This is a genomic window from Nocardia sp. NPDC004604 (assembly GCF_040609795.1).
In the GTDB taxonomy this organism is placed as follows: Bacteria; Actinomycetota; Actinomycetes; order Mycobacteriales; family Mycobacteriaceae; genus Nocardia.
In genome coordinates this window covers 1-18,498 of record NZ_JBEXLC010000029.1, presented here as the reverse complement: position 1 = coordinate 18,498, position 18,498 = coordinate 1, and the positions used below count along the sequence as shown (strand labels likewise).

The 18,498-nt window shown below is 66.4% G+C and carries 18 protein-coding genes; 9 read left to right on the top strand and 9 right to left on the bottom strand.

What is annotated here, in order from left to right; all coding sequences use genetic code 11:
- Window positions 1–262 precede the first annotated feature (262 nt).
- Complete coding sequence (locus ABZW16_RS13415) at window positions 263–1,774, top strand: SH3 domain-containing protein (RefSeq protein ID WP_354955472.1); 1,512 nt, start codon at window positions 263–265, stop codon at window positions 1,772–1,774.
- Window positions 1,775–1,824: 50 nt separating this feature from the next.
- On the opposite strand, the gene ABZW16_RS13410 is transcribed toward ABZW16_RS13415, so the two are convergent.
- Together ABZW16_RS13410 and ABZW16_RS13405 are read right to left on the bottom strand one after the other, a co-directional pair.
- Window positions 1,825–2,232 (bottom strand): VOC family protein, encoded by a 408-nt coding sequence (locus tag ABZW16_RS13410; protein ID WP_354955470.1) that lies wholly within the window; start codon window positions 2,230–2,232, stop codon window positions 1,825–1,827.
- 77 nt (window positions 2,233–2,309) lie between these two features.
- On the bottom strand, window positions 2,310–2,957 hold the full coding sequence (locus tag ABZW16_RS13405) for a TetR/AcrR family transcriptional regulator (RefSeq protein ID WP_354955468.1): 648 nt from the start codon (window positions 2,955–2,957) through the stop codon (window positions 2,310–2,312).
- Between the two features lie 84 nt (window positions 2,958–3,041).
- Here ABZW16_RS13405 and ABZW16_RS13400 point away from each other — a divergent pair, with 84 nt between their 5' ends.
- Both ABZW16_RS13400 and ABZW16_RS13395 read left to right on the top strand, forming a co-directional pair.
- Window positions 3,042–4,127, top strand: coding sequence for an epoxide hydrolase family protein (locus ABZW16_RS13400; protein ID WP_354955466.1), 1,086 nt, complete (start codon window positions 3,042–3,044; stop codon window positions 4,125–4,127).
- Between the two features lie 400 nt (window positions 4,128–4,527).
- On the top strand, window positions 4,528–5,151 hold the full coding sequence (locus tag ABZW16_RS13395) for an SDR family oxidoreductase (protein ID WP_354955464.1): 624 nt from the start codon (window positions 4,528–4,530) through the stop codon (window positions 5,149–5,151).
- An 82-nt stretch (window positions 5,152–5,233) separates the two neighbouring features.
- On the opposite strand, the gene ABZW16_RS13390 is transcribed toward ABZW16_RS13395, so the two are convergent.
- Both ABZW16_RS13390 and ABZW16_RS13385 read right to left on the bottom strand, forming a co-directional pair.
- A complete protein-coding gene (locus tag ABZW16_RS13390; protein ID WP_354955462.1) occupies window positions 5,234–6,382 on the bottom strand; it encodes a GTP-binding protein in 1,149 nt (382 codons plus the stop codon).
- Window positions 6,383–6,436: 54 nt separating this feature from the next.
- Complete coding sequence (locus tag ABZW16_RS13385; protein ID WP_354955460.1) at window positions 6,437–7,339, bottom strand: LLM class flavin-dependent oxidoreductase; 903 nt, start codon at window positions 7,337–7,339, stop codon at window positions 6,437–6,439.
- A 43-nt stretch (window positions 7,340–7,382) separates the two neighbouring features.
- Between ABZW16_RS13385 and thiD the strand changes: the two genes are divergently transcribed.
- Window positions 7,383–8,225: a bifunctional hydroxymethylpyrimidine kinase/phosphomethylpyrimidine kinase gene (thiD, locus tag ABZW16_RS13380; RefSeq protein ID WP_354955458.1), complete on the top strand. Its 843-nt coding sequence runs from the start codon at window positions 7,383–7,385 to the stop codon at window positions 8,223–8,225.
- A gap of 156 nt (window positions 8,226–8,381) precedes the next feature.
- Here the strand turns inward: thiD and ABZW16_RS13375 are convergent, their stop codons facing one another.
- A complete protein-coding gene (locus ABZW16_RS13375; RefSeq protein ID WP_354955568.1) occupies window positions 8,382–9,104 on the bottom strand; it encodes a TetR/AcrR family transcriptional regulator in 723 nt (240 codons plus the stop codon).
- A 501-nt stretch (window positions 9,105–9,605) separates the two neighbouring features.
- Here ABZW16_RS13375 and ABZW16_RS13370 point away from each other — a divergent pair.
- From ABZW16_RS13370 to ABZW16_RS13360, 3 genes are all read left to right on the top strand, one after another.
- The gene (locus ABZW16_RS13370) at window positions 9,606–10,262 is read left to right on the top strand and encodes a class I SAM-dependent methyltransferase (RefSeq protein ID WP_354955456.1); all 657 of its coding nucleotides are present in this window, start codon (window positions 9,606–9,608) and stop codon (window positions 10,260–10,262) included.
- Window positions 10,263–10,332: 70 nt separating this feature from the next.
- Complete coding sequence (locus ABZW16_RS13365; RefSeq protein ID WP_354955454.1) at window positions 10,333–11,640, top strand: bifunctional glycosyltransferase family 2/GtrA family protein; 1,308 nt, start codon at window positions 10,333–10,335, stop codon at window positions 11,638–11,640.
- Window positions 11,637–13,694 carry a glycosyltransferase family 39 protein gene (locus ABZW16_RS13360; protein WP_354955452.1) on the top strand — a complete coding sequence of 686 codons (2,058 nt, stop codon included), beginning with the start codon at window positions 11,637–11,639 and terminating at the stop codon, window positions 13,692–13,694. The genes ABZW16_RS13365 and ABZW16_RS13360 overlap by 4 nt, the downstream gene beginning before the upstream one ends.
- Before the next feature lie 92 nt (window positions 13,695–13,786).
- Here the strand turns inward: ABZW16_RS13360 and ABZW16_RS13355 are convergent, their stop codons facing one another.
- Entirely contained in the window at window positions 13,787–14,569 is a 783-nt protein-coding gene (locus ABZW16_RS13355) for an NAD(P)H-binding protein (protein ID WP_354955451.1), read from the bottom strand.
- A gap of 232 nt (window positions 14,570–14,801) precedes the next feature.
- On the opposite strand from ABZW16_RS13355, the gene ABZW16_RS13350 reads away from it, so the two are divergent.
- A complete protein-coding gene (locus tag ABZW16_RS13350; RefSeq protein WP_354955449.1) occupies window positions 14,802–15,194 on the top strand; it encodes a hypothetical protein in 393 nt (130 codons plus the stop codon).
- Window positions 15,195–15,234: 40 nt separating this feature from the next.
- Entirely contained in the window at window positions 15,235–16,266 is a 1,032-nt protein-coding gene (locus ABZW16_RS13345; protein ID WP_354955447.1) for a hypothetical protein, read from the top strand.
- A 285-nt stretch (window positions 16,267–16,551) separates the two neighbouring features.
- On the opposite strand, the gene ABZW16_RS13340 is transcribed toward ABZW16_RS13345, so the two are convergent.
- The 3 genes from ABZW16_RS13340 to ABZW16_RS13330 form a co-directional block, all read right to left on the bottom strand.
- Window positions 16,552–17,166 carry a TetR/AcrR family transcriptional regulator gene (locus tag ABZW16_RS13340; RefSeq protein WP_354955445.1) on the bottom strand — a complete coding sequence of 205 codons (615 nt, stop codon included), beginning with the start codon at window positions 17,164–17,166 and terminating at the stop codon, window positions 16,552–16,554.
- Between the two features lie 4 nt (window positions 17,167–17,170).
- A complete protein-coding gene (locus tag ABZW16_RS13335; RefSeq protein WP_354955443.1) occupies window positions 17,171–17,959 on the bottom strand; it encodes an enoyl-CoA hydratase family protein in 789 nt (262 codons plus the stop codon).
- A gap of 65 nt (window positions 17,960–18,024) precedes the next feature.
- Window positions 18,025–18,498: acyl-CoA dehydrogenase family protein (locus ABZW16_RS13330; protein WP_354955441.1), on the bottom strand; the 474-nt coding region annotated here is incomplete at its 5' end.

Sequence of the window (18,498 nt, the reverse complement as noted above, 5' to 3'; positions counted from 1 at the left end):
GAAACCATAAATGTGATTCGGTCGACCCAAGAACTCTGATGACTGGACACCCGGCAGCAAACCGCGCACCGCGGACACCGGGCCCGGCGACCGACACCACTCGCGCAATGGTTTCCGGTCCGGGTCTTGCTGGTTTATGTGCCCTGCTCGGGCTGCTTCCGGTCGCGCCGCTGCCGGCCTGGGCATACGCGCCGGGACCTTTCCGAATCTGGTTCTGGAGGCCAGCGCGCAGGGCCCCGGACGCGGGAAGGAGTTGAACCCGATGCGTTTCCGACTGAACCCGGACCAACTCGCCGCGGCCCTGTCCATCGCTGAGGTGCAGCCGGGGCCGCGCTCCACGCTGCCGATGCAGACCCCGCCGACCGACCCAGCGGCGGCGCTGCAGGACACCGGACTGCTCGAAGATGACGGCCGACTCATCGGACCGACGATGCGAGCGTTGCGAATCGCCGCAGATCCCGCCCGCACCGTCGTCATCACCGCCAACCGCGCCGGACAGGCCAACTGGAAGTCGGCGCTGCTGCTGCACGGGGACGAAAACGACACCTTCGTCATGCAGGCCGGGACCGGCAATGACGGCTTCGATTTCGCCGTCGTGCCCACGCTCGCCCAGGCCACCGTGCTGGTGGACGAACTGCTCGATCTCACCTCCTACGGCCCCGGAGCCTCATCGCCCCCCATCGACCTCGATCTCATCGCGTTCGCCGCCCTGCTCGCCGCCACCGACACGGCGCAAGAGGCCCGCCTGGCCGGGGTCCTGGGTCGAAAGGTCACACCCGGACCGCCCGAACTGCGGGCGCTCGAACTGGAGGAGCAACTCGCCAAGGGGCTCGCCAGCGGCGACACCCGTTGGGCCCTGCCCGCCGCCCAGGGGGCCGCACCGGTGTCACTCGCGGCCGCGGCCGGTCGGATGACCGAGGGGCTGGCCAGGCTGGCCCTGCTGGGCCTGGTCCGACTGGAGGCGCTCGGCAGCTACCGATTCACCCATGCCGGGACCGCGGTGGCGCGGACGTTCGGTCAGCTATTGACGACGGGGAGCATTGCCGTGTTCACCGGTGCCGCAGCGGAACGGACCGCACTCGCCCATTTCACGGTGTTCCGATCGACGTTCACGACGCGGTTCGCGTTCTGGAGCGAGCTGGCGGCGCGAAACCCGCGCGTGGAATTGTTCGAGACCACAGCGGAAGTCGCACTGCGTCTGGTGCACGACGTGCTCGATCCTGCCGTGGTCACGTTCGCCGGTGGCACAGCGGCATTCGACGCGGCCTCCGCCCCAACGGAGGCCGTACCGGTGGTCGAGCGCGGTGGCGCAGCGGCGTGGTATCCGACCCACCAGGTGCCCGATAACGGCATGTCCGCCTGGGCCACACCCGACCCGTCCCAACCACCCGTCGCCCACATCGATCCCGGCGTCGAACTCCAGATCCTCGAACGCGCCGGCGACTGGGCACATATCGCCTGCAACAACGGCTGGACCGGCTGGGTCGACGGCCGCGCCGTCGAACCCCTCGCGGCCCCCGCCGCAGCACCCTGGTACCCCACCCACCGGGTACCCGAGGGCGGAATGGCCGCGTGGGCTTCGCCGGATCCGAGATTCGGACCCATCACCAGCATTGATCCCGGCGTCGAACTCCAGATCCTCGAACGCGCCGGGGACTGGGCACATATCGCCTGCAATAACGGCTGGACCGCATGGGTCGATGGCCGCGCGATCCAACCCCTGACACTGCCCCCCACCGCGCCAACGACATCCACCGACAACAGGCGAGTCTGATGTCTCGGCACGAGTCGGACAGGGCGTGAAATGGCAAGGGGCCGAACGCATCAGGGGCGGGTCGAGATCTGCTGAACCGCCCAGCCGTTGCCGTCCGGATCGCTGAAGAAGCAGAAGCCGACATTGTCGAGCGGGTCGGGCATCGGGGTCGGGTTCGTGCCGAGGACCTGGACATCGCTGACCTCGACACCGCGTTCGACCAATTCGGCGTGGGCCTTGTGGATATCGGGGACGACGAGCTGCAGGCCCTGTATCGAGCCCGGTTCCATCTTCGGGACCGCGCCCTTGCCGATCACGATGGAGCAGCCGGAGCCGAGCGGGGTCAGCTGGACGATGCGCATATCGTCGCCGACCGCGGTGTCGTGGTCGAGAACGAAACCTAGTTTGTTCGAGTAGAAGTCCTTGGCCCGGTCGATATCGGATACCGGCACGATGACTACCTCGAGCGTCCAGTTCATTGCACATTCCCTTCGCTACGGCGGACAGGGCCATTCGTAACAGTGCAGACGGCTCGCCGCGGCCGAATTCATCGGCGCTACGCGCGCGGCTGCCAGCGCCAGGCGAATTCACCCGGCTGCGGCGCCGGACCCGGCAGCTCGCCCTTTCCCGAAAGACCCGCGATCAGCATGGCCAGCACCCGCCTGCGCAGCTGCGCGGTTCGGATCTGATCCGGCATGGCGATGGCCGCACACGATTCCAGGATGAGACCGAGATCGTTGGCATTGACATCCGCGCGCAGCCGACCGGAGGCGTGCGCTCGCCGCACCAGTTCCTCGGTGACCTCACCCGAATGCGTGATGTCCGGAAGCATCGAGTCCTCCGGGGTGAAGGTGCCCGCCAGATGCACGGCCAGCGAGTGCACGTCGGCGTCGACCACTCGTTCCAGGAATCCGACCAAACCGCGCCAGCCATCCGAATCCTCCAGTGCGGCATCGGCTTCCGCGTTGTAGCGGCGCAGGCCCTCATGGCAAAGGGTGCGCAGCAGCACCTCCTTGCTCGGATAGCGGCGATAGAGGGCGCTGATCCCGACGCTCGCGCGTTCGGCGACGGCGGCGATCGGCGCGTTGACATCGGCCAGGAAGACCGCGCGGGCGGCCTCCAGGATGAGTCCGTCATTGCGGGCGGCCTGGGCCTTGCGACCCGGCAGACCCTTCTGAGCTGGGGCGTCGGATGTTTTCGGCATGGGTTCAGCTTAGCACTTGAAACGGAATGATCCGTTCTGTTACGTTCAAACAGAACGAAGCATTCCGTTTCACAAGGAGTAGAGATGACCGCCATCACCCCCTTCACCATCAACATCGACCAGGCCGAGCTGGACGACCTGCAGGACCGGCTGGCCCGCACCCGTTGGGCGGATCAGATCCCCGGGTCGGATGACACCTACGGGGTGAGCGTCGAGCGCGTGCGGCATCTGGTGAACTACTGGCGCGACGGATTCGACTGGCGCGAGGTCGAGGCGAAGCTCAATGCGTACCCGCAGTTCAGCACCGAGATCGACGGGCAGAACATCCACTTCCTGCACATCGAGTCCCAGCGGGACAACAGCTTTCCGCTGATCCTGACCCACGGCTGGCCGGGTACCTTCGTCGAATTCCTCGGCGTCATCGAGCCGTTGACCGCGGCCGGATTCGATCTGGTGATCCCATCGGTGCCGGGCTACGGATTCTCCGGTCCGACAACCGAATCCGGCTGGAACGATCAGCGCATCGCCAAGGCTTGGGCCGAACTCATGCGGCGGCTCGGGTACACCGAGTACGGTGCGGTCGGCAATGACGGCGGCGCGCAGATCTCGCCCGAACTCGGTCGAGTCGCGCCGGACAGTGTTGTCGCCATTCAGGTTTCGCAGGTGTACTCGTTTCCGTCGGGTGATCCGTCGGAACTGGTCGATCTGACCGAGGACGAGCAGCAGTCACTGGCGACGCTGGATTGGTTCGTCAAGAACAAGATGGGCTTCAATATCCTGCAGTCGCAGCAGCCGCAGACGCTGGCGCACGCGCTGATGGATTCGCCGACCGGCCTGGTCGGCTGGAACAGCCAACTGCTGGGCCCGGATCTGGACGATGACTTCGTGCTGACCAATATCGCGATCCACTGGCTCACCGGCACCGCGGGTTCGGCCATCCGGCACTACTTCGAGAAGGCCAGGGCGCAGCAGCCGACCGAGCCGACCACGGTGCCGCTCGCGCTGTCCGGATCCAATGGCGACTTCCACGGAATCCGCCGGTTCGCCGACCGCGATCACACCCACATCGTGTCGTGGCGCACCCACGACGTGTACACCCACTACCTGCACCACGTCGCCCCCGCGCTGATGGCCGGTGAGATCACCGAATTCTTCGCGCAGTACCGCTGACGCCCGGGTTCCGTGCGGTACCTCGCATCGCCATGAGGTGCCGCACGGATATCGCCTTCGGGCTCGGTGGTCGGCGGCCCGAACGATGCCGCGGGCCATTTCGCCGCGCATGCGGCCCCCGAGCTGTTGGTCGGCGATATCCGCCAGTTCTTTGCGCAGCTCAGCTGACAGGAAACCGCTGCGCACCGGCCCGCGTTCGGTACATGGGAACGCGGGCCGATGCGCGTAGACCCACTCTTATGTCTGCGAGACTCACGGCCATGGTTCGTCTCGCTCTCCGTTGATGTACTGGATTCACCAACAGCTCAACAGCTTTCCGGAAACCCCCGCGATGCAAGCGTCAGGGCCTGCATAACCACGTAGGGCCCGGGAGCATCGCACATTCAACAAGGAGAGAACAATGCGGATCGCAGTCTTCGGAGCAACCAGCACCGTCGGTCGTCTGGTCGTCGAGCAGGCGCTCGAACAGGGGCATGAGGTCACCGCCTTCACCCGCAATGCGGCCAGCGTCGGGCAGCGGAACGAGCGGCTGCACATTGTCGAGGGCAATGTGCTGGATACGAATTCGGTCGAGCGGGCGGTCGTCGGTCAGGACGCGGTGCTGATCTCGCTCGGCGCGGGCCGCAAGGGCGTCATCCGGGCCGGGGGCACCCGCGCGGTCATCGAGGCGATGAACCGGACCGGTGTCAAACGCCTGATCTGCCAGACCACCCTCGGTGTCGGCGACAGCGAAGGCAACCTGAACTTCCTCTGGAAGTACGTGATGTTCGGGATGCTGCTGCGCCAGGCCTATGCCGACCATGTCGCGCAGGAGGAATACGTCCGCGCCAGCAATCTGGACTGGACCATCGTCCGCCCGAGCGCGTTCACCGACGGCCCCCGCACCGACGCCTTCCGTCGCGGCTTCGGCGCCGAGGAAAAGGGCCTGTCGCTGAAGATCGCCCGTGCCGATATCGCGGCGTTCATGCTCGAACAGCTCACCGACGCCACCTACACCCACCGGGCCCCCGGCATCTCCAACTGAGCCACGATGCCGCGCGAACTCGGCAGGTTCCCCCAATCGACCAGAAACCCACGCCCCGATCCGGTGCGTGGGTTTCTGGCGCTCAGTGGTGGTTGTGGAGCTCGCCCCAGGTGGGGAACGGGTCGGGGTAAGTGGACCAGGCGGTCGGGCCAGCGGCGAATTCGGCGTCGGTCAAGACCGCGGCATCGAGGAGTCGGCGAATCTCGTCGAGGTCGAGTTTCACGCCGATGAAGACGATTTCCTGGCCCGCGGGGACTTCGAGGGCGGACCACCAGGTGGCGGGCTCGAAGGTCAGGTTGGGACCGGCCTGGGACCAGATGGCGGCGAACTCGGGGCGGGTGGCCAACCAGCAGAAACCCTTGCTACGCAAGATGCCGCGGAGTCGGGCGAGGGCATCGGCCAGGCGTTCGGGATGGAAGGGCCGCTCGGCGGTGTAGGTGAGGCTGCGGATGCCGTATTCCTCGGTTTCAGGGGTGTGGCCGCCAGCGAGTTCCTCGGCCCAGCCCTCGGATTCGGCGGCGACGACCGGGTTGTAGCGGCCGGTAGCGAGGACTTCCGCGAGATCCACCACACCCTTTTCGGTGCGCAGCACATGGGCGCGCGGATTGAGCCGTCGCACCGTCGCTTCCACGGTTCCGACGGCATTCGCGCTGACCAGGTCGGTCTTGTTGATCAGCAGCACGTCCGCGAATTCCACCTGGTCGACCAGCAAATCGGCGATGGTGCGCGTATCCCCGTCGCCCGCTTGCAGATTCCGTTCAGCGAGTGCCTGACCGCGGGCGATCTCGGCGAGGAAGGTCGAGGCGTCCACCACCGTGACCATGGTGTCGAGGCGGGCGATATCACCGAGTTCGAAGCCGTCCTCGAACTCCCAGTCGAAGGTCGCGGCCACCGGCATCGGTTCGGAGATCCCGGTGGATTCGATGACCAGTTGATCGAAGCGACCAGCCCTGGCGAGCCTGCCGACCGCTTCGATCAGATCCTCGCGCAGGGTGCAACAGATACAGCCGTTGGTCAGCTCGACCAACTTCTCCTCGGTGCGGTCGAGCTGGCCCTGCCCCGCGACGAGCGCGGCATCGATATTGACCTCGCTCATGTCATTGACGATGACCGCGATGCGGCGGCCGTCCCGATTGGCCAGGATGTGGTTGAGCAGGGTCGTCTTGCCCGCGCCGAGGAAGCCGGAGAGCACGGTCACGGGCAGCAGATCAGGAGACGATGCAGTGGTCACGAATTAATGATAATGGTTTTCATTTAGATGTGGCCGGGTGGGTCGTCCGGGACATCAGGACGACGCGACTTCGAGACCGCGCTGCGCCGCCACCGGCGCATCCGGATGCCGCCACAGCCCACGCGCAGCCAGCCGCGGCAGCACGCCCTCACCGAACCAGTACGCCTCCTCCAGATGCGGATATCCGGAGAGCACGAACTCATCGATGCCGAGGTCGTGGTATTCGAGAATGCGCTCGGCCACCTCCTCGTGACTGCCGACCAGCGCCGTGCCCGCGCCGCCGCGCACCAGTCCGATGCCCGCCCACAGATTCGGGTAGATCTCCAGCGCGTCGCTGGCGCCCGCGTGCAGCGCGAGCATTCGGCGCTGCCCCTCGGATTCGCTGCGCGCCAACGATTTCTGGATATCGGCGACGGCCGCCGGATCGAAACCGGCCAGCAGCCGGTTCGCCTCGGCCCAGGCCAGTTCCGAGGTGTCGCGGGTGATCACATGCAGTCGGATACCGAAACGCACGGTGCGGCCCGCACGGTGGGCCAGTTCGGTGATCCAGGCGATCTTCTCGGCGACCTGCGCGGGCGGCTCACCCCAGGTCAGGTAGACATCGGAGTGCGCGGCCGCAACGGTGCCCGCGATCGGCGAGGAGCCGCCGAAGTACACCTCGGGCACCGGATTCGGCACCCGGGCCAGTTTCGCGTCGGCGATGTGGATGTGCTCGCCGGTCAGGCTTACGGTGTCGCCCGCCCAGAGTCTGCGCACCACCTCGAGGAATTCGCCGGTGCGCACATAGCGGGCGTCCTTGTCGAGGAAGTCGCCATAGGCGCGCTGCTCGGCGGACTCACCGCCGGTCACCACATTGATCAGCAGGCGGCCACCGGTCTGGCGCTGGAAGGTGCTGGCCATCTGCGCGGCCAGCGTCGGCGAGATGAATCCGGGCCGCAGGGCCACCAGGAACTTCACCGGAATGGCGAGGTCGGTGCGGCCGCTGAGTAGGGTCTGGGGTGTGAAATTGCTGCCGCTTGTGCCCGACGGGCAGACTCCGGTTCGTGTCCTCACCATTGCCGGAACCGACTCCGGGGGCGGCGCGGGTATTCAGGCCGATTCGCGGACCATGGCCCTGTGCGGCGTGCACGCGTGTGTGGCGGTGGCCGCGGTGACGGTGCAGAACTCGGTCGGGGTGAGCGGGTTCCATGAGATTCCGCCGCAGATCGTGGCCGATCAGGTGCGTTCGGTGGTCGGGGATATCGGGGTCGGGGCGGCCAAGACCGGGATGTTGGCCTCGACGGCCATTATCGAATCCGTCGCGGCGGTCTGCCAGGAGGTGGGGATCGGGCGGGACCGCACGCCCCTCGTGGTCGATCCCGTCGCGGCGTCCATGCACGGTGATGCGCTGCTGCACGCCGAGGCGCTGGATGCGGTGCGGCATACGCTGATTCCGCTGGCCACGGTGGTGACACCGAATCTCGACGAGGTGCGGCTGATCACCGGCATCGAGGTCACCGATGACGCCTCGGCGCGGCGGGCCGCGCGGGCGCTGCACGAGCTCGGGGCGCAGTGGGCAGTCGTCAAGGGCGGACATTTGCGATCCTCCGAGGTCAGCACCGATCTGCTCTTCGATGGCGATCAATTTCTGGAGTTCACCGCGCCGCGGATCAGCACCGGGAACGACCACGGCGGTGGGGACACCCTGGCCGCCGCCATTGCGTGCGCACTCGCCAATGGCTACTCGGTGCCCGACGCGGTCGCGTTCGCCAAGGACTGGACCTACCGGTGTCTGGCCGCGTCCTACGATCTCGGTGCAGGTCACGGGCCTGTTTCCCCGCTCTGGCGGCTGTCGGCGAGCTAGCGCCGAAACTTGTCGGTGGGTGGGTACATACTCGAGGTATCGCAGCCACCGTGGGCCGCAACGGAGCGGTTCAGTGAGAACAATGGGGTTCGATGTGGCTGTGGAAGCCGACCGCCACTGGCGCGCCCGCGGTCGGCGCCACCGGTGGTGCGCACATCACTCGCTGGAAAACGCAAGGTGCAGTGGCAGATCCGCGTCCATGCTGATGCCGTTCAGTCGCGCGTTGGCCTCGGCCAATGCGGAGACGATCTCGGCCAGATAGGCGACGAACTTCTCGATCGGCATCGCATGCGCCGGTAGTCGGTTCGCGCCGAGCCACCAGTCGGTGGCCGAGGCCACCGCGCCGAAAATGGAATAGTTGACCAGTTCGACGCTGGACACCTCGACGGAACTGTCCGCGAGCAATCCGGTGAACAGATCGGCCGCCCGCTTGGCCGACTGGCGAGCCGACTGCAGCGCGCGCTCGGAATCATCGGCGCGCCGGGTGAAGTGGCTGTGCAGCATGAAGCGGAAGACATTCGGATGCTCGGTCACCACGAGCACATATTCGGCCGCGCCACGCCGGATCACCTCGCGCGCCGAATCATTGGTCAGGTCGACACCGGCGACGATCCGCTCCCACAGCATGTCACCGACCCGGTCGACAATGGCGTTGTAGAGGTCGGTCTTATCCTCGAAGTGCCGATACAGCTTGGGTTTGGCCGCACCGGCCTCCTTCGCGATATCGCCCATGCTGACCTCGGGCCCGAACCTGTCGAGCGCCCGAAACGCCGCATCGACGAAATCCGCCCGAACCTTGCGCCGATGCTCCCGCCACCGCTCGGTCCGAGCATCCACCCGCTCAGGCGGCACCTCACCCACGCCCCGCCCACTACGCATCACACCCCGACGGTACCAACACCCCACCCGACCTCGGCCAACTCGGTCGAACCCCAACCCGCAACAGCCTGCGCCAGCGATCGACCAGAGTCAGGAGGTGTTCGGCGATAGCGGGTGTTGCCGCGATGGTGTCACGCGAACCGAAGCCGTGCTCGTTTCCCAGGGAATCGGTGACGCGTGCACCGCCCTCGCGGAACCGAACCACTCGGTGCCCCAGTGCTAACGGATGGACCGATCGAACAAGCCATCACGAAACACACCGTCAACGCAAAACTGATCCCGAAGCATCGTCCCGATGTCCGATCCGGACCCGACGCGCAATCCTGGACGAATGATCACCATGCACTCACGCCGGTAAACGTCGAGAGCACACCTGCATCAGCACATTCTCGAAAATGGGGAGCCAGTGTTGGGCTTTTGCTGAAGCGGCAAGAAAGTTGGGCTTGTGGATGGTGGGGGGACATCATGCGGTGAGGGCGGATATGGCGCGGGGCGAATTGGATGGGAGATCGACGGATGGGCGACGGGGCTGGATTGCGGACCGGGCGGGAATTCTGGGAGGAGTTTTATCAGGATCGGGATCAGGTTTGGACGGGGAATCCCAATCCGTTGTTGGTGCGGGAGGCTGTCGGGCTTGTGGTGGGGACTGCACTGGATCTCGGGTGTGGTGAGGGGGGTGACGCTGTGTGGTTGGCACGGAACGGGTGGCGGGTCACGGCGGTCGATGTGTCTGCGACGGCGTTGCGGCGGGCGGGGGCGCATGCCGCTGAGGAGGGGGTCGCGGATCGGATCTTGTTCGCGGAACATGATCTGGCGCAGTCGTTTCCGGCGGGGGAGTTCGATTTGGTTTCGGCGCAGTTCTTTCATTCACCGGTTGCGCAGGGGGACGAGCGGGCGAAGATTTTGCGGCGGGCCGCTGAGGCGGTGGCCGTTGGCGGGGTGCTGTTGATTGGGTTGCATGCGGGGTGGCCATCGTTTATGGAGCATCGGCATGACGTGCACTTTCCGACGATGGATGAGGTACTGGATGGACTCGCATTCGACGGAGATGAGTGGCGGGTGGAGACCGCGGATGAGGTCGAGCGGGTGGCGACCGGGCCGGAGGGGCAGGTCGGCACCCGCTCCGACACGATCTTGCGGATCCGCAGGCTCCAGTAGGCAATAGTCCCCAGGAACCTCACAGCCAGGGCCCAGCTGGGCTCCAGCGCGGTTGGCGAGGGTGGTCACCATGACCGAATCGACGACCGCCGCGCACCGGGCGGATATGACCGAAACGGTGATCACGCCCGTGCTGGACGTCGTGATCCCTGTCTATAACGAAGAGGCCGACCTGGGCATTTGCGTGCGGCGGCTGCACGCCTACCTGCGCGACGGGTTTCCGTTCCCGACCCGGATCACCGTTGCCGACAATGCGAGCACCGATGACACCATGCAGGTCGCGCAACTGCTCGCCGATGAGCTCGACGACGTGCGGGTGGTGCATCTGGATGCGAAGGGCCGGGGCCGCGCACTGCGCGCGGTGTGGGAGCACTCCGACGCGCAGGTCGTCGCCTATATGGATGTGGATCTGTCCACGGATCTGAATGCGCTGCTGCCCCTGGTGGCTCCGCTGATCTCGGGACATTCGGATCTGGCGATCGGCACCCGGCTCGACGCGTCGTCGCGGGTGGTTCGCGGTCCCAAGCGGGAGTTCATCTCGCGGTGCTACAACCTGATCCTGAAAGCCTCACTGCAGGCGCGGTTTTCGGATGCACAGTGCGGATTCAAGGCGATGCGCACCGATGTCGCGCGCCAGCTGCTGCCGCTGGTGCAGGACGGTGAATGGTTCTTCGATACCGAGCTCCTGGTGCTCGCCGAGCGGGCGGGCCTGCGCATTCACGAGGTGCCGGTCGACTGGATCGATGATCCGGACAGCCGCGTGGATATCGTCGATACGGCACGCAAGGACCTGCTCGGGGTGTGGCGGCTGCTGCGCGGACTGACGACAGGTGCGCTGCCGCTGGAGGAACTGCGGCGCGCGGTCGGACGCGAACCACTGGTTCCCGGTGTGCCTTTGGGGATGGTCGGGCAGGTCGTTCGGTTCGCGATAGTCGGCGTGATTTCTACGCTCGCCTATATGCTGCTGTACCTGATGTTGCAGCCCATGACCGGTGCCCAGGGGGCGAACTTCCTCGCACTGCTCATCACCGCGATCGGCAATACCGCCGCCAATCGCGCCTTCACCTTCGGAGTGCGTGGGTCGACCGGCGTGGTGTCGCATCAATTCCAAGGGCTGCTGATATTCGGCTTCGGCCTGCTGGTCACCAGCGGATCGCTGTTCGCCCTGCATCGCTGGGCCCCGGATGCGGCCGTCCACCTGGAGCTGTTCGTTCTGGTGGTGGCCAATCTGATCGCAACCCTCATCCGATTCGTCGGTCTGCGTTGGGTATTCCGAAACCCCACCGGCGGGGTCGAAACCCGAACGACCGCACCGGATGCGGTCACCCAGCCGATGCTGCGCGCTACGAAGACGACCATTGATGGAGTTCGCCGATGACAGCGACGCTGACCGCACCGACTGCGGCGACCCTGCCCGAACCACAACCGAAGCAGCAGATCCGCTGGGAATACCCGGCATTGGCCGCACTCCTGATCGGCACCGGTATCGCCTACCTGTGCAACCTCAGCGCCAACGGCTATGCGAACTCCTTCTATTCCGCTGCGGTGCAGGCGGGTTCGAAGTCCTGGAAGGCCTTCTTCTTCGGCTCCTCGGACGCGGCCAACTCGATCACCGTCGACAAACCACCGGCCTCGCTCTGGCTGATGGAGCTGTCGGTACGGGTGTTCGGGCTGAATTCCTGGAGCATCCTGGTCCCTGAGGTGCTGCTCGCCATCGCCTCGGTGGCACTGGTGTGGGCGACGGTGCGCAGGCCCTTCGGCCCGGCGGCCGGGCTCATCGCCGGACTCGTGCTCGCGCTGACTCCCGTCGCGGTGCTGATGTTCCGGTTCAACAACCCGGATGCGCTGCTGGTATTCCTGATGGTCGCGGCGGCCTGGGCGATGACGAGGGCGGTCGAGGACGGGCGCATCCGCTGGCTGGTGCTCACCGGTGTCTTCATCGGATTCGGGTTCCTCACCAAGCAATTGCAGGTGCTGCTGGTGGTGCCCGCGCTGGCGCTGACCTATCTCATCGCCGGTCCGCCCAAACTCGGCAAGCGCATTCTGCACCTGCTCGCGGCGGGCGCGGCCATGCTGGTCTCGGCCGGCTGGTGGCTGCTCGCGGTCGAGCTGTGGCCGGCATCGTCGCGGCCGTGGATCGGTGGGTCGCAGCATAATTCGATCCTGGAACTCACCCTCGGCTACAACGGGCTCGGCCGGTTGAACGGCAATGAGCACGGCAGCGTCACCCCCGGCCGGGGCGATATGCCGCCCGGTGGCGGGGGCATGTGGGGCAGCACCGGGATCACCCGGCTGTTCGAACCCGCACAGGGCGGTCAGATCGCCTGGCTGATCCCGGCCGCACTGGTCGCACTGATTGCGGGAATCCTGCTGCGCGGCAAGGCCACTCGCACCGATGGGCAGCGCGCGTCGCTGATCCTGTGGGGCGGCTGGGTGCTGGTGACCGGACTGACCTTCAGCTTCATGGCGGGCATCTTCCACCAGTACTACACGGTGGCGCTGGCCCCGGCGGTCGCGGCATTGGTCGGCATCGGCGCGGTCCAGCTGTGGCAGCAGCGGCATCGGCTGTGGGTCCGGTTGTTCGCGGCACTCGCGGTCGGCCTGACCACCGCGACCTCCTGGATGTTGCTGTCGCGCGACTCGCACTTCGTACCGTGGTTGCGCTGGACGATGCTGGTGGTCGGCGTGCTCGCGACCATCACGGTGCTGTTGCCCGCACCGCGCAAGCTGGCTCTGGTCGCGGCACTGGCCGCCGCCTTCGCCGGATTGTCCGGGCCCGTCGCGTATTCCGCCCAGACCATTGCGACCTCGCATGAGGGTGCCATCCCGTCGGCGGGACCGAATATCGGAATGTTCGGTCATCGACCCGGCGAAGGCGGCTTCGGCGGGCCGGGCGGCATGCCAGATGGGCGAAATGGCAACGGACGCAATATGAATGGTGCGCGGGGCATGAATGGCGCAATGGGTGCACCGCCCGGTGGCGCCGACCTGCTGCCCGGCGGCACCAATGGCCCTGCGGGCCAGGGTGGTCCGATGATGGGCGGCCCCGCCGGTGGGCTGCTCGGCGCGAGCAAGCCGAGCGATAAGGTCGTCGCACTGCTGGAAAACAATGGCACCGACTACACCTGGGTCGCCGCCGCCATCGGCTCCAATAGCGCCGCCGGATTCCAGCTGGCCACCCAACTGCCCGTCATGCCGGTCGGCGGCTTCAATGGCAGCGATCCGTCGCCGACGCTGGATCAGTTCAAGGCGTTTGTCGCCGACGGGAAGATCCACTACTTCATCGGCAGCGGCAACCGCGGCGGCGAGGAAGGCGGTTTCGGCCCGGGTCGCTCCGGCACCAGCGCCGAGATCAGCAAGTGGGTGCAAGAGCATTTCACCGCAACGGAGGTCGACGGCGTCACCCTCTACGACCTGACCACCGCCCACTGATCCACTGCGTAAGGTGATCCGCCCGGTGCGTGCGCACCGGGCGGATCGGTTTCGGCGGCTCGGACACCACATCGGAGTCGCCGAAGCTCAGGCTACTTCGCCGCGGGCTCGGTCGCATCGAGCCATTCCGCGAAGGTCGGGCCCGCGAGGACCGCGTGCGGACCGGCGAGCAGGGTGCCGTCCTCGAAGATCTCGCGGTCGGCATTGTCCGGGTCGCTCACCTCGCGGACCGCGGCCGGGGTGCCGCGGCGAGCGGCCAGCAGCGCAGCCGCACCCGCCATGGTCTCCGCGCGTGGACCGGCAATTTCCGGGAACCGGCCAGCCGAGGACTCCGGCGGCGGATTCACCGCGAGATCCACCAGCGCCTCCGCGACCGAACGAGCCGCAACCAGTTGGGTTTTCATATTCGCGACGTAGGAGACGTCCCCCTGGGTGCCCCACTGCATCATCACCTCGACCAGTTCATGGAACTGGGCGGCGCGCAGGATCTGTACCGGCAGTGGACCTTCGAGCAGCACCTTCTCGTGGACCAGCTTGGCGGCGTTGTAACCGGCGACGGTGTTGTCGATGCCGATGATGGAGACCACGACCAAGCGCTCGACACCGGCCTTCTGGCCCGCCTCGTGCAGGTTCTTCGCCGAAGCGGTGAAGAATTCGGTGGCGATGTCCTTATCCGCGGACGGCGTGCTGGACGCGTCGATGACAACCTGCACCCCTTCGAGCGCTTCCACGAGTCCTGCACCGGTTTCGATATCGACACCGTTGGCCCGGGAGAAGGCGACCACCTCGTGTCCCTGCTCGTTCAGCACATCCACCACGTGGCGGCCCAGCCGTCCGGTCGCTCCGGCCACTGCGATCTTCTTGGTGTTCGACATGTTTCCCGCTCCTGGTTCGTTGCGTTGTTTCGCGTTCACACAGACGACGAAGCAGGATGGGCGAGTGTGACATGCCCTCGCGGACAAGCTTCCTCGAAATCCTCTTAATGAGGCTTTCACGCGAAACTCTTTCGCACGCCGCGAACTCCGGCAATGATGAAGTCCCGCGCGGGACTCTACGGTCGGAATCCGCCATCACGTCACGCGCCAACTCCGAGCCATCAGGACAACTGTGAGAAGCATTTCGAGATTCGCCTTAACCGTCATCGGCGCACTGGTCGCCATCGCGCTCACCGTCGGATTCGCCGCCAACGCATCGGCGGAACCGGTCGAATCGCCAGCACCCGCCGCACCGGCGGCCTCATCGGAGCCGATCGCCGCGGCATCCGAACCGGCCCCGCAGGTGAACCTGATCAACGGCTGCCTGGCGCCCGGCGACAGCATCGAGCTCAGGACGGCGCTCGGCGGCCTGCTCGGCGCCACCATCGGCGGCATCGCGGGCCTGCCCATCTTCCTTTTCGGCGCGATTCCCGGACTGATCATCGGCGGCCTGCTCGGCGTCCTCATCGGTTCGTCCTCCTATGCGCTCGATGAGGGGCACGCGCAGCAGCAAGGTCTGTGCTAGTCACGAAAATCGTTGTGTGGCAGCGTGTTAGCGTGCAGGCATGAGCTCGACCACCGATCGATTCATTGACGCCGTCTTCGATTTCGAGCGCGCGGTGCACGCGCAGGACCCGCAGGAACAGCAGCAGGCTCATATGGAGATGCATCGCCTGTACCAATCGGCGACGCCGCAAGAGCTCGCACAGGGCGGAAAGCGGCTCGCCGACCTGTTGACCGATGTGCAGCCGGGACCGCGGGCGAGTATCGCGGTCCTCATCGGCGCGTGCGTCGAGGGTGGTGCGGATCCGGTGGCATGTGCACCCCGCGTACTCGGCAACCTCGCGAAAACACTCGACAGCGCCAAGGAATTCGCCGAGATGTGGGCGGCGGCCGATGTCGGCGACGCACCCGACCCGGAACAGGTCGAGCTGGACCCGGAGCTGTTCGAGGTCTTCGGATTCGACCAGACGCTGTCGTGGTGGACGCTGGACGACTGGAACCGCGCGGGTCTGGCCATGTTGCAGCACAAGTCGGTGCGGCAGAAGTTCGGACAGGTGGGGCGCGACATCATCCGCGAGCGTCACGATGCGCTGGGCGAGATCTCCGCCCGGTGGGACAAATGCCTCGGATACGCGCTGATCGTGCTGGACGACGAGCCGCTCATCGCGCTGCACCGCGAGACCGGCACCGGTTACGCGATGCGGATGACCGGCATCGGCGACAACTTCCAACTGCACACCCTGCTCGCCGATGCGCTCATCGGCGGTGGGCATATTCCCGGGGAAGCACCGACGGCGGAGGCGGTCGCCATGTGCCGCGATATGCCCGGCATGGTGCACACCACCGGATCGTTCAATCTGGTCGCGCCGGACGGCTCCTGGATCTGGAACGAGGGCACGCCCTCGGATATCCCGGTGGTCGACGGCACCCGCCTGCTGGTGCTGGATCCGCCACCGTACCAGCGCAATTGGCCAGCGGGCAGGTTCTTCCCGAATATGCTGGGCGATCTGACGCTGGAGCGGGTACTGACTCCCGAGGAGGCGGCCAGCTGGTTCCGGCACGTATCACCGGACAAGGGCCCGGCGCAGGACTAGCTGCACACAACCCACCGATGGACGCTCGAGCTGTCGTTTGACACACCTCGCGGCTCTGCGGCGGTTCGATCAGCCCACATGCGGGCGTATGTCTGGGGCGCCGCCTGGGCCGATGCCTCGGACCGGATACCACCGAGACGTTAGGCTAGCGGCATGAGCGAGGCTGTCGACTGGTCATGGCTGCGTACGCCGATCCCGATTGTCGACAGGTGGCCGGTGTTCGTCGAGTGCGGAATTGCCGCAGCCATATCCGCGTACGCGAGGGTGGGTGTCAAAACCGACGGATCACCGTGGGGCGTTCAATGCGGTGTGTAGTGTTGCCGCCCACTGCGAAATGATCTGCTTGCGGCGGGCCGAGTCATCGGTCAGCACATCGGCCAGACCGAGCCCGCGGGCCAGGTCGAGGGTGGCCTGGACGAGGTGGTGGGCAACGGGATCGGAGTCGTCCACTCCCAGCGCCTCCACCGCACGCCGATGGGAGATGCGACCGAATTTGGCTTCCAGCGGGACGATTCGCTCCCGCAGTGCCGGATCGGCCGCCGCATGCGTCCATACCTGCAGCGCCGCCTTGAACAGGGGACTGGTGTAGGACTCGACCAACCCGGCCACCACCGCCTCGGTGCGGCCGATCCCTTCGTCCATGGCGGTCACCACCCTGCCCTCGTCCACGGCCCGCTGGGTGCGGCTGTCGAACATGTACTCGAGTGCGGCCGTGATCAGATCTTCCCTGGTCGGAAAGTGATGCTGAGCCGCACCACGCGACACCCCCGCCCGTTCCGCGACGACCGCGACCGTGGCCGCCGCCCAGCCCGTTTCGGCCAGGCAGTCGATGGTCGCCTCGAGCAGGCGCTGCCGGGTGGCTCGGCTGCGGTCCTGCTTGGGTTCGTGGGGGGTCACCATGGCGCTATTCTGCCTCTGCCCAGCTCGGCGGACGGCGCTGCAAGAAGGCCGCCATGCCCTCGTACACCTCGGGAGTGCCGAAGAAGCTCGCCGAGCGGGTGGCCAGCTCCTCCGCGGAGCTGTCGAACTCGGCCAGGATGGCCGCGTTGACCAGTCGCTTGGCCTCGGCGAGGCCCTGCGGTGAGCCCTTGCGCAGCTCCGCGCACAGCCGGGCCACCTCCGCCACCGGATCGTCGGCCGTGACCGTGACCAGACCGATCTGCTCGGCGGTATCCGCGCCGAACTTCTCACCGGTCAGGTAGTACCGGCTGGCCGCGCGCGAGCTGAGCCGCGGCAGCAGGGTCAGTGAAATCATGAACGGCGCCAACCCGATTCGCACCTCGGTGAGGGCGAAACTGCTGCCGGGACCGGCCACGACGATATCGCACGCGGCGACGATACCCATACCGCCCGCGCGCACATTGCCGTCGATTCGGGCAATGATCGGCTTGGGTGTTTCGACGATTCTTCGCAGTACGCCGATCATCACGCGGGTGCGCTCATCGGCGGCCACCGCCGGATCGGCATTGCTGGCTTCGCTGAGGTCGGCGCCCGCGCAGAAGGTATTGCCGGTGTGCGCGAGCACGATGCCGCGTACGGCGGGGTCGGCCGCGGCATCGTCGAGACCTTGCAGCAGCTCGGTCACCAATCGCGAGGAGAGCGCATTGCGGTTGTGCGGTGAGTCGAGTGTGAGCGTCGCGAAGCCATTGGCGACCTCGTACCGCACATACGGCGCGGTGGATGTCTCGGGCATCGAACCTCCTTGAGTGGCCGCCCCTGCCCTCGTCGCCCGGAGCCGGGACGACGAGGGCGAGAGTGTCAGTAGGACTTGGGCAGGCCCAGCGAGTACTGGGCGACGAAATTCAGCACCATCTCGCGGCTGACCGGGGCGATGCGACCGATGCGGGCGGCGGCGAGCATGGCGGCCAGGCCATACTCCTTGGTGAGGCCAGCGCCGCCGTGAGTCTGGATCGCCTGATCGAGCGCCTTGATACTGGCTTCCGCCGCAGCGTATTTCGCCATATTCGCGGCCTCGGCGGCACCCATCTCATCGCCAGCGTCGTACAGGGTCGCGGCCTTCTGCATCATCAGCTTGGCCAACTCCACCTCGACCTTCACCGCCGCGAGCGGATGCGAAATGCCCTGGTGCGCACCGATCGGCGTCTTCCACACCGTGCGTTCCCTGGCGTACTCGACGGCGCGTTCGATGGCATAGCGGCCCAGGCCCACGGCCATGGCCGGACCCTTGATCCGGTCCGGGTTGAGTCCGGCGAACAGTTGCATCAGCGCGGC